The following is an 11,027-nucleotide window of genomic DNA, read 5'->3' as shown; positions in this document are numbered from 1 at the left end:
GACAGGTTTTAAAAAAACACCTTTAAGCCCTGGCAGAAGAAGATGTGGTGTATTCCACCCAAACAGGATGCTGCTTTTGTGTGTGCGATGGAACAAGTTCTGTCAGTTTACAAACGTGCTTTTGATCCAGACTACCCTGTAGTATGTATGGATGAGACGAGTGTGCAATGTGTGAAGGAAATAAGGCCTGCACTGCCAGGCAGGCCTGGTCAGACAGAACGCTATGATGTGGAATATGAGCGTAATGGTGTTGCGCATCTTATCCAGTTTTATGCGCCGCTAATGAGTTGGCGTCGAATAGATGTAGCAGACAATCACGCGGCCTTGCAATGGGCACAAGGCGTACGCACTCTGGTGGAACAGGATTTTCCTGAAGCCAGGCGAATTACACTTGTCATGGATAATCTGAATACGCACACGGGAGCATCGTTATATAAAGCTTTTGAACCAGAGGTTGCGCACGGATTGATGGAAAAATTGGAATTTGTATATACGCCAAAGCATGGCAGTTGGTTGAATATGGCAGAATGCGAATTCAGTGCATTGTCGCGGCAATGTCTTAATCGTCGATTAGCTGACATGGAAACTGTACGCAAAGAAGTCGATGCATGGACAACAACACGAAACCGATCTGCTACGACAATTGAGTGGCGATTTGCAACTGAGGATGCACGGATAAAACTTAAACAGCTTTATCCGGCAATATCAAATTGAAAGAACACTATTACTAGCACATCAAGTGCGTAAAAGTGATGGAGCCCCGACCAGCGTATTCCATCAGGGACAGAGGCAATGAGCCTCGCATAAAGTCCGGATGTATGGCAGCAATCTTTACCTTCTCAAAATCATCGACTGAAAGCTTGGCATAACGTGGGCGTGTCCATGTAAGTACTAGTGGAGATCCGTTTGGAAAATAATCTGTGTATATTTAACAAGACTTGTTAGCATTCGAACAAATACAAAATCGCGTTTGTTTTCTATTCAAAAGCCTCAATGCGGTTGTGCATATGGTTTTCAAATTTCAATGCAGATCCGTGTTCACGAATTCCGTTACTGATTGATATGTTGTTGATATCCTGAATGATCGGGGAAGGTTTTAATTCCAGCTTGTCCACGATTATGTTGTGCTCTGGCGTCAATTGACCGTTAATCTGTACACGTCGATTTAATTCAAGTTTCTTTTCGTCGGTTCCGGTAATTTGTGCAGATGGGCTTAATTGCAGTGACTGATTGTTCATTTCGAGTGAATGATCAGTGAAAGCCTGAACGTATCCTTCCATTACGATTTGTTGAACATCGCCTAATATTTGCCGGGTTGGTTCCACATGGACTGTCTGTGCATGAATACTTGTGCCGTCCCAAGTGCCGTCGACAGATATCTCCATTCCTTTGGACAGACCATGCGGCCATGATTCTGGGTTAAATTGTACACGCGTGCCTTCAATGATGATTTCGCCGGGATTGATTTGAGTGATTCGGCCATTAATGATGGATCGTTTCATCGGCTGGATGGGCTGGATATGTGTTGCAATAATTTTGCCACTAGCAAGACGCAATCCGCTTACGCGTACCCATTTTTCATTCAATTTTTCCAGCTTATGGTGCGCCTGCAGCTGTATGGTCTGGTTTAGTACTCTGATTTCTCTGGTTGTTGGGTCAATATGGCCTACAGGACCAACTACTGCATGGTAGATCGCAATCAGTTGTGCCTTTGTTTTATCATTTGAACCCTCGGCACGAACAACAACCATTTGACCGGTCGCCAGTTTGCTGACAGAAGAAGTCAAACCATCCATTGTTACAGGTGTATTTTTATTGTAATGAATTTCAATGTCGTTTACACATATACTGGCAAAACCGGTGATAACCCCGATTATACCTGTTCCGCCTATAACGCCGCCTTCACTGATCATTTTTTCATCGGTGTCATCATAATCACTGATTTCGATACCAGTACCGCCAATACCACTGCCATCAATTCCCGTTCCGCCTATTCCGGATTGCGTCAACTCGATGCCTGTACCACCTAAACCCGAGTTTGTTGCTGCGAGTGGATTAGCCGGGCTGCTGTCTGTTTTACAAACATCGGAACTGTACGAGTTGAGTGGATAGGCAAAGGAAAGAACGAAAGCCAAAACAATTAAAAGTCTGAATAAAGAGCCCGTATTCAACGGAAGATGATGATCGTGCAATGTCATTTTCATTAGAGTGGCGAATGGTTATTCCGCAGTTTTTCTTCTGTGAACGGATCTGTAGACGTGGTGTATTTTTCTGACTCTACAGGTTCGCTGTAAAAATAGACACCCAAAGTAAAACGGTGATTTTTTTCACTTTTGGATGCGTCTTCCTGTTCCAGTGTCATGGCTTTTTTATTGATTGCCAGTAGTGTTTGCATGCCCAGTAGTTCAGACTGTTCCGCTAAAATCCTTATCGATTGATGGCTTAAGGCATCATAATGAACACTTCGCTCCAAGTATGGCTGGCGCTCTCCGATCAGGTTGGAAGCGGCAGCAGCGGAATGATCATGAAGATTATGACCGAAATAGTATGCTTTTTCATCAAAACCTTTTGCAGGAACGAACGCTTCCACCTTCAGACATACTCGGCGCTGTTCGTCGAAATCGACGACACCCAGACGCAGCCATTCATCCAGTACCACCCGCGAGCGAATATCCTTGCTGACACTGGCTACAAGTCCTTCAAATGATATTTTACCGGCATCACGTATAAAACGTGGCAACGGTTTTGGATGACCATCTTCATCCAGATAAGCCGGATCACTGGTCCATTGACTGACGAGTCGTGCACCCATGGAGACGGTTTCCGGAATAATCTCGTTTTTTGTGTTGGCAGTGGTGCGCAGTCTTTTGATATCCTTGCGGTGTATACCGGTTAACAGGCTTAAATGGCTGTCTGTAACAGGCTTGCCGTTCATTCGAAAATCCTTGTCGCCAACTTCCACAAAAATTTTTTTCAATATATCTGTCAGATAAACATAGGTTATCCCTTTGGATAACATAAGTTTGACCAAAGGCCGCAATACTTTGCATATGGCTGATACTAGCACTGCGGAAACCGTTGTGACACCCGTATCTTTTTCTGAAGTAGGCATTCGCATTAATTGTTATTTCAACTTCTCTTATGATTCAGAAAGCTTGATTTTAGTATGCGTGGGAAATTTTTACAAATTATTGGAATTGCCGCCAGTGCATGTCGAATTGAATTAGATATTGTCTACAGGTAATACGCGATTGAGTATATCTTCCATCCAGTCCCTGGTCTGGATACCAATCAACGTTACTATACCGACAAGAATTGCATCTTTTATTAACGGTTTTATTTGGGCTCTCGGAAAATTCTACGGGAGACATATTCGTGTTAGTCTGGCGTGGTATTGAAGTGCGAAATTCCCTAAGTCGTTTATTGGAAAGACTGTGAGAGAATGCAGATAATTTTTTCGGATTGATAGAGTACTAGGGTGAGTTTGCTACCTGAGACTGTGTGCTTCTATACCATCGCTGATACAGTGTTAAAATGACTTCAAGAGGTAGAGATGACCCAATTCATTCGTTTTTTGTCACAAAATACGCTCGATCAGCTACCGCTTTCGACGCAGGCTATTGTGGCAAGTATTGAGCATTTGTTGTTGGGGCGGAATGGCACGAAAGTATGGAATGCGCCAAAATCGGTCATAACGCCACCGGACGGCAGGTATATGATGGCTACGCTTGCAGCTGCAGACGACCCACAAATTTTAGCTGTTAAATCATTGTTACTGAATCCCAAAAACTCCGGTCGGGGTATGCAGAGTATTTACGCGTTGGTGACGCTGCTTGACAGTGATACCGGCATGCCTTTGTCTGTATTAAATGGTGGCTGGGTTACTGCAGTTCGAACAGCCGGGTTAAGTGCGGTAGCTGCGAAACGTCTGGCGAGGATTGATTCATCGGTAGCAGCCTTTATTGGTTGCGGTGTTCAGGCACACAGTCATTTGGAAACATTTGCTGAATTGTTTCCGCTCACCGAAATACGTGTGTATGGCCGTGGCGCTGAAAGCCGAAACAGATTTTGTTTGCATGCAGAGAAACTGGGATTAAAAGTGATTGCATGCGATACAGCTCGGGAAGCGGTGTCGGTAGCTGACATCATTGTAACATCGGTCACTATTTCACCTGAGTTGAAGCCGTTTATTGAGGCACATTGGTTAAAGACAGGTGCTTTTGTTACCATGACTGATTTGGCAGCGCCTTGGCATGCCGAGAGCATGTCTGCTTTCGATTGTATTGTTATTGATGACCTTGAACAGGAAGCAAATATGCCGAATCCTTTGGTGAATCCGGCGCTGGTTGCGGGAGATCTGACAGCTCTGGTCAATGGAAAAATAACCGGTCGGGCGTGTAGCAAGTCACGGACTGCGTTCGTTTTTCGTGGTCTGGCATTGGGCGATTTGGCAGTTTCAGCACTGGCTTACCAATGTGCGTGCGACAATTCAAAAGGACTGCTGGTTGAAATTTGATATTTGGTTTATTTTCGGAAGTTGTTGTAAATGTGTGTCAATTTTTTAATTTAATCCAGTAATCTATTACGTGAAGAGTAAATTCATTTATAATCCCGTGTTCAGTTTCAAAAAAGTAAAGAAAAAATTTCCAAAAGTATTGTTCAAAAAAGTTAAATAAATAAATTCGAAGAAAGTTAAAAAATTTTGCTGACATGCTGGCAAAATTAGGGAGATAGGGGAGATCGGCAATGCATATAGGCATACCCGCAGAGATTCGCGGGGAAGAGACGCGTGTAGCAGCTACACCGGAAACCATTAAAAAATATACCGCAAAAGGAGTTCATGTCGTGTCTGTTCAAACAGGTGCAGGTGCGCGTGCGAGTATACCTGATTCAGAGTTTGAGGCGGCAGGCGCGAAAATTGTGGCAGATGCTGCAACCTTGTACAGTCAGTCGGACATAGTACTCAAGGTACGTGGTCCAGAAGCAGAAGAACTGGCAATGATGCGCAAGGATGCTGTGCTGATTGGTTTGCTGGCGCCAAGTAAATCCGAAAACATAGATATACTCGCCCGGCATGGCATTACAGCATTTGCAATGGAAAAACTGCCGCGAATTACACGCGCACAGAATATGGACGTATTGTCCTCCCAAGCAAATATTGCTGGTTACAAGGCGGTATTAATGGCCGCCAATGTTTATCAGCGTTTTTTTCCGATGTTGATGACAGCTGCTGGAACGGTAAAGGCAGCCCGCGTGCTGATTCTGGGTGCAGGAGTGGCAGGGTTGCAGGCAATTGCCACCGCAAAAAGGCTTGGTGCAGTAGTGGAGGCCTTTGATGTAAGGCCGGCAGCGAAAGAACAAGTTGAGAGCCTCGGCGCCAAATTTATTGAAGTCCCACTCAATGAAGAAGAAAAGGCAAATGCTGAAACTGCCGGTGGTTATGCGACTGAAATGTCAGAGGATTACAAACGCCGTCAGAGTGAATTGGTTCATGAAAGAGCCGTTGCCGCTGATATAGTGATTACTACGGCCTTGATTCCAGGTCGACCGGCCCCGGTTTTAATAAAAGAGGAAACAGTAAGAGCAATGAAACCAGGTTCAGTCATCGTTGATATGGCAGTCGAAGCAGGTGGAAATTGTGTTTTGTCCGAGTTGGACCAAACCGTTGTTAAACATGACGTACACCTGATAGGCATCGCAAATATACCTGGACTGGTTGCAGCCGATTCAAGCACATTGTATGCGCGGAATCTGATGAACTTTTTGAATCTGATAGTAGATGCTGAAAGCGGCCAGCTTCGCATTGATCGTGATGATGAGATTGTCGCAGGAACCCTGGTTTGCAGTGATGGCAATGTTGTTCAGGCATCTTAATAAAACAGCATAGGCATACAATTAACGATTTTAAAAGGAGTGAATATGATAGGTGATATTGATCCACTTATTATTAATTTAACAATCTTTGTGCTGGCGATATTTGTTGGCTATCATGTGGTATGGAATGTTACGCCGGCCTTACACACACCGTTGATGTCTGTAACCAATGCAATTTCAAGTATTATCATAGTCGGTGCCATGCTTGCGGCAGGACCTGCTGATACAGACTGGGGGGTATGGCTTGGTGCGGTTGCCGTGACACTTGCAGCCGTGAATGTATTTGGCGGGTTTCTGGTCAGCCAGCGCATGCTGGAAATGTTCAAGAAAAAAGATAAAAAAGGAAGCGCATAAATGTCAGCAAATATGGTAGCACTCGCATACCTGGTAGCTTCGGTATTTTTTATACTGGCGCTGAAAGGCCTAAGCTCACCGGAATCTGCGCGTCGTGGGAACGTATTCGGTATGCTCGGCATGCTTATTGCCGTTGCAACGACGATGACATTGACAGAAAACTGGTTGTTAATCATCGGTTGTATCGCTATCGGTGCCGTTATCGGTACTATTATAGCAAAACGTGTACAAATGACAGCAATGCCTGAGCTGGTTGCATTCATGCATTCACTCGTGGGCCTTGCGGCTGTTTTTATTGCGATTGCAGCAGTCAACAACCCTGTTTCTTTTGGACTTCCGGCAGTGTTGCCCGCTGGTAGTAAGCTGGAACTGTTTCTTGGTACATTTATCGGCGCGATGACGTGGTCTGGTTCGGTTATTGCTTTTTTGAAGTTATCAGGCCGTATGAGTGGAACGCCTGTGGTTTTTACCGGTCAGCATCTGTTGAATTTACTGCTGGCGATCGTAATGATTGGTTTTGGTTTGTGGTTCTTTTTCAGTGACACAACCAATTGGACGGCGTTTATCGCAATGACGGCAATTGCCTTCCTGCTGGGTTTCCTGATCATCATTCCGATTGGTGGCGCCGACATGCCCGTTGTTATATCAATGCTCAATTCATATTCCGGTTGGGCTGCTGCAGGTATCGGTTTTTCTCTCGGGAATCCGATGCTCATTATAGCTGGTTCGCTGGTTGGCAGTTCCGGTGCGATTCTGTCGTATATTATGTGTAAAGCAATGAACCGGCCATTTTTGTCGGTAATTTTAGGCGGATTTGGTAGTGACGGCGGTGCTTCGATTGCTGATGATGGAACGCAGAAAACCTACCGCAGCGGTAGTGCTGAAGATGCGGCATTCCTGATGGGAAATGCGGATAGCGTTGTTATTATTCCAGGCTACGGATTGGCTGTCGCGAGAGCGCAACATGCTGTTAAGGAATTGGCCGAAATGCTGCACGAGAAAGGTGTTAATGTGCGTTTTGCCATTCATCCTGTTGCCGGGCGTATGCCAGGTCATATGAATGTGCTTTTGGCGGAAGCGGAAATACCCTATGAGCAGGTTCTTGAAATGGAAGAAATCAACAGCGATTTCTCTAATACAGACGTGGTGCTGGTGCTTGGTGCAAACGATGTGGTAAATCCAGCGGCTAATGTGCCCGGAAGTCCGATTTATGGTATGCCCATTCTGGAGGCGCACAAAGCGCGTACAGTCATGGTAGTTAAACGGAGTATGGGGGTCGGTTATGCGGGGTTAGATAATGACCTGTTCTATATGGATAAAACAATGATGATTTTTGGGGATGCGAAGAAGGTTGTAGAACATATGGTCAAAGCTATCTGATTTGCACGCAGTGCATCGCGTCAATTGATTCAAGCGACAGTAATTCGGTAATTTCTGAATACTGTCGCTTTTGTTTCTTTAAGTTTATTTGTTTCGAGTTAAGGGAGTTGTGGCAACGGTTTTTTGTTTTACCGTTATCAGGTTATTCAACGGACAAGGTTTCTCGATCCCCAGTCCTTGAGCATAATGTATGCCGATGTCTCGCAATCTGGATATCGTTTCCTCGTTCTCCACCAGCTCTGCGATCGTTCTTATGTTGAATTGATGCGCGATTTGTTTGATGTTTTTCACCTGTATCAGGTCATCGTGTTCGTAAATCATATTGCAAACAATGATACCGTCAATTTTCAGGAAGTCTATCTTTATTTTTTTCAATAAATCCACAGATTGAGTGTCTTGACTAAACCCGCACAGGGTAATCAGGCAACCTAGTTCGCGAATTTTCTCCGTAAAGAGCATGGCGTCAATCAAATTAGCCTGTGCGTCTGTTTCCTCGATTTCAAAACACAATAGATTCGCCGGTATTTTCGATTTTTGTATTTTGTCTTGTATGAACTCGATAAACGTTTTGTCGCATAGCGTGTCTCTGGCAACATTCAGACTGAATATTGATTTAAATTCTTTTGCATTTGTTGATAACCATTTGACAACATAATTTGCAACCCATCGATCTAGCTGGGGCATCAGTTTTAGCTGATCAACAAGTGGTAAAAAAGAGCCTGGCGGCATCAGATTATTTTCCTCTTCGGCCATGCGAATCAGGATTTCATATTGTGCTGGAGACAGAGAGGCTGAATCGAGAGGTATGATTTTCTGACAATAAAGATAAAACTCTCCGCTTTTTATTGCTTGAATAATACGTTCTGCTGAAATTTCGGCTCGTTTTGGATTTTTGTCTGCATGTTGTTCAGTTTTTTTATTGCTGATTTCTGTCGTTGATTTTTCGGTCTGATCATTCTTTCTGACAGATGTGCGTTTTTTATCTTGAGCGCATGGTGTGTGCAGGGTGTAAAAACCAATCGTATTGCCTTTGCTGTCCATATGAGGAACGTATTGTTCTGTAAAAATATACGGAAATCCTTTTATTGATTTTAAAACGCGTTCTTCATGGATTGTCTTGCCGGACAGAATAGTATTGAAATGTCTCTTGATAGAGGAGGAAAAATCTTCATCAGCAAATTCTTCAAGTAATTTGCCATCGATTTGATCAGCTTTCAACCCGAACCATTTACGAAAAATACGATTATGGTATTTGCAGCGTTGATCAATATTGAAGTAAGCGAGGAGTACAGGAATATTTTCATCAACAATTTGCGATTTTATCTTTGCCTCTGCAGTTGTTTTTTCTGCCCATAGCCGATGTTTGATTTCATTGGCCAGTCTTTCTTTATTGGCAGATAACTGAAAAGAGTAGTTATGAATTTCTTTTTCCGCATGAATGAATTGGCCGAGCATGATTAAAATAGCAGAAAACAGCAGAATCCATAAAATTGCAAACCAGGTTATTCCGATATCATCGAAATACAGATCGCAGATGACCAGTAGTGTCGCTATAAATAAAGCGATACCGGCTGATGCAAATGATTTGAATGTATTTAGCATAGAGTTTAGTAATTATCGTGTTATATACAAAATGCGGTTTAACCGAGCACATCATCATGATTGTTTAACGGCATAAAACGACAATGGTTTTATAGTTATCCAGAATTTCCAAAGATTATTGCGAGTAACCACAAAATCAAAGGAAGTGTTTTCATTTGTCGTTGAAATCGTTAGTGTACTGATCTGATTATTTTTGAGTGCTGTATATAACGGCGTGAACCAGATTTTCTCCAGCTTTTTTAAGTTTTCGCGCCAGGCCAGGGCATTGTTGTACTTGTCGTGATTTAACAAGGAATTCAGGATAATAATTGGTTGATTTTCTGATTTATTTTGTTGCAGCCAGTGTGGAACATTTTCGGGTAATCGCGCAAAAGGTGTATCACAGAATTCAGCAAGGGCGTGCGAGAATGGGTCATTACTCCATACACCTGAGTAAGGGGAACAAACAGACTGCGGCACGTGACCTCCACCCCAAAACCAGATACTGTTAATCGCAACTTGATTGCGTGCTGTACGTTTTTGATTTAAGGGATGATCATGTAACAGCATTTGTATTTCGTTAAATATCCTGTGCCATTTAACACTGTCTTTTCCTGTTGGTAAAAGGTTGTTTATATTGCGACAGGTAACTTCGTCCAGTGTGCGTGTCTGCATTTCAGGCTTATCAGCTAGCCGGACGTACCACCGGTGCGGGTGAACCGGTATTAGAGAAAATGTTTCATCATTCAGATTCTGATTGATAAAAGATGTGTATTGTTTGGCCTCATCAGGAGAAAGCTCAAAAATATGACTGTTGGCCAGCATAATATGATTTTGTTCGATACGTAAATGAACCGGATCGGCACGTAACCAATAATTGTTATTAGTATAGGGCTGATTCGGGTAATCGGCTCTGAGTGTGATGGGTGCAACAGGCCAGTCAAGTTGTTTTTTTACATTGAATGATTGACACAGCCATGCACAAAAATCCGTCTCCTGTGCTTGAACAATGCTGCTTTTTGATAAAAGTTTTTCAAGTGAGGGAAGTTGAAGATCCTGGTAGATTTCGGGAGTGTTCATATCTGACCAGAACAGCGATGGAATATAAAGGTGTAAATTCATAACATATTCAAAAAGGAAATGAAAAGATTGTCGCTACAGTAATGTTTTATAATTGTATAAGATGCGATGATTTATAAGACCATCAAATATTTTATGAGTGTTTTAAAATACTTCAAAAAAAGTAATGATCTTTGTATATGGTGAAAGGATTTATCAGTGTACTGGTAATTTGGATAATTATTTTCTCGGCGGCTTATCTGTACTTTGATACAAGACTCGAGCCCAGAGTTTCAGCGGCTAGGGAATATCTGGAAAATGGATCGGTTATTATTCCCAGATCATGGGATGGTCATTATTATGTGCAGGGTTCAGTTAATGGTTTCCCAGTTAAATTCATGATTGATACCGGTGCGAGTGTTGTTTCTGTCGGTAAACAGTTTGCCCGATCGGCTAACCTGCCAGCTGGCAGACCGGCCAGTTTTGCGACGGCAGGTGGTGTGGTGCAGGGTGAGATGGTGTTTAATCAAACTATTGAAGCTGGTGGTATAGTAATGAGCGGGCTGCAGGTTTCTGTTGGGTTGCACGGTGACGTGGCTTTGCTTGGGCAAAATTTTTTGCGCAATATAGATGTGATTCAGTCTAACGACACTATGATATTGAAGTTCAGGACACGGTAAATGCAGGATATGTGTCGTATCAAAAAATAAAGATATATATTGAAGTGTGTTTTTGTTCCAAGAGGATAAAGCAGGAAAGCGAGCATAAGATATTGATAA

The 11,027-nt window shown here is 43.2% G+C and carries 9 protein-coding genes and 1 pseudogene; 6 read left to right on the top strand and 4 right to left on the bottom strand.

Going from position 1 to position 11,027, the window contains the following annotated elements:
• Positions 1-24 precede the first annotated feature (24 nt).
• Positions 25-714: pseudogene (locus tag BMY62_RS10460) on the top strand (IS630 family transposase); the annotation flags it as partial.
• A 263-nt stretch (positions 715-977) separates the two neighbouring features.
• Here BMY62_RS10460 and BMY62_RS10455 read toward each other — a convergent pair.
• Positions 978-2,204 (bottom strand): DUF5666 domain-containing protein, encoded by a 1,227-nt coding sequence (locus BMY62_RS10455; RefSeq protein ID WP_090659365.1) that lies wholly within the window; start codon positions 2,202-2,204, stop codon positions 978-980.
• On the bottom strand, positions 2,204-3,112 hold the full coding sequence (locus BMY62_RS10450; protein ID WP_218142969.1) for a DUF6502 family protein: 909 nt from the start codon (positions 3,110-3,112) through the stop codon (positions 2,204-2,206). Before BMY62_RS10450 ends, BMY62_RS10455 begins: the two co-directional genes overlap by 1 nt.
• A 441-nt stretch (positions 3,113-3,553) precedes the next feature.
• Here BMY62_RS10450 and BMY62_RS10445 point away from each other — a divergent pair, with 441 nt between their 5' ends.
• The 4 genes from BMY62_RS10445 to BMY62_RS10430 all read left to right on the top strand — a co-directional run bounded on the left by BMY62_RS10445 (position 3,554) and on the right by BMY62_RS10430 (position 7,608).
• Positions 3,554-4,516 carry an ornithine cyclodeaminase family protein gene (locus BMY62_RS10445; protein WP_090659362.1) on the top strand — a complete coding sequence of 321 codons (963 nt, stop codon included), beginning with the start codon at positions 3,554-3,556 and terminating at the stop codon, positions 4,514-4,516.
• A 230-nt stretch (positions 4,517-4,746) separates the two neighbouring features.
• The gene (locus BMY62_RS10440) at positions 4,747-5,874 is read left to right on the top strand and encodes a Re/Si-specific NAD(P)(+) transhydrogenase subunit alpha (protein ID WP_090659359.1); all 1,128 of its coding nucleotides are present in this window, start codon (positions 4,747-4,749) and stop codon (positions 5,872-5,874) included.
• A gap of 45 nt (positions 5,875-5,919) precedes the next feature.
• A complete protein-coding gene (locus BMY62_RS10435) occupies positions 5,920-6,228 on the top strand; it encodes an NAD(P) transhydrogenase subunit alpha part 2 (RefSeq protein WP_090627502.1) in 309 nt (102 codons plus the stop codon).
• Entirely contained in the window at positions 6,229-7,608 is a 1,380-nt protein-coding gene (locus BMY62_RS10430; protein WP_090659356.1) for an NAD(P)(+) transhydrogenase (Re/Si-specific) subunit beta, read from the top strand.
• A gap of 84 nt (positions 7,609-7,692) precedes the next feature.
• Here BMY62_RS10430 and BMY62_RS10425 read toward each other — a convergent pair whose 3' ends face one another.
• The gene (locus BMY62_RS10425) at positions 7,693-9,210 is read right to left on the bottom strand and encodes a sensor domain-containing phosphodiesterase (RefSeq protein WP_090659353.1); all 1,518 of its coding nucleotides are present in this window, start codon (positions 9,208-9,210) and stop codon (positions 7,693-7,695) included.
• Between the two features lie 54 nt (positions 9,211-9,264).
• Positions 9,265-10,311, bottom strand: a complete 1,047-nt coding sequence (locus tag BMY62_RS10420) for a phosphoglycerate mutase (protein ID WP_090659350.1) — start codon at positions 10,309-10,311, stop codon at positions 9,265-9,267.
• A 137-nt stretch (positions 10,312-10,448) separates the two neighbouring features.
• On the opposite strand from BMY62_RS10420, the gene BMY62_RS10415 reads away from it, so the two are divergent.
• On the top strand, positions 10,449-10,928 hold the full coding sequence (locus BMY62_RS10415; protein ID WP_090659347.1) for a retropepsin-like aspartic protease family protein: 480 nt from the start codon (positions 10,449-10,451) through the stop codon (positions 10,926-10,928).
• The last annotated feature ends 99 nt before the right edge of the window (positions 10,929-11,027 follow it).

The organism is Nitrosomonas marina (assembly GCF_900111605.1).
Taxonomy (GTDB): Bacteria; Pseudomonadota; Gammaproteobacteria; order Burkholderiales; family Nitrosomonadaceae; genus Nitrosomonas; species Nitrosomonas marina_A.
Note: the sequence above shows the minus strand (reverse complement) of the source record. Positions and strands in the feature narration are given on the sequence as shown.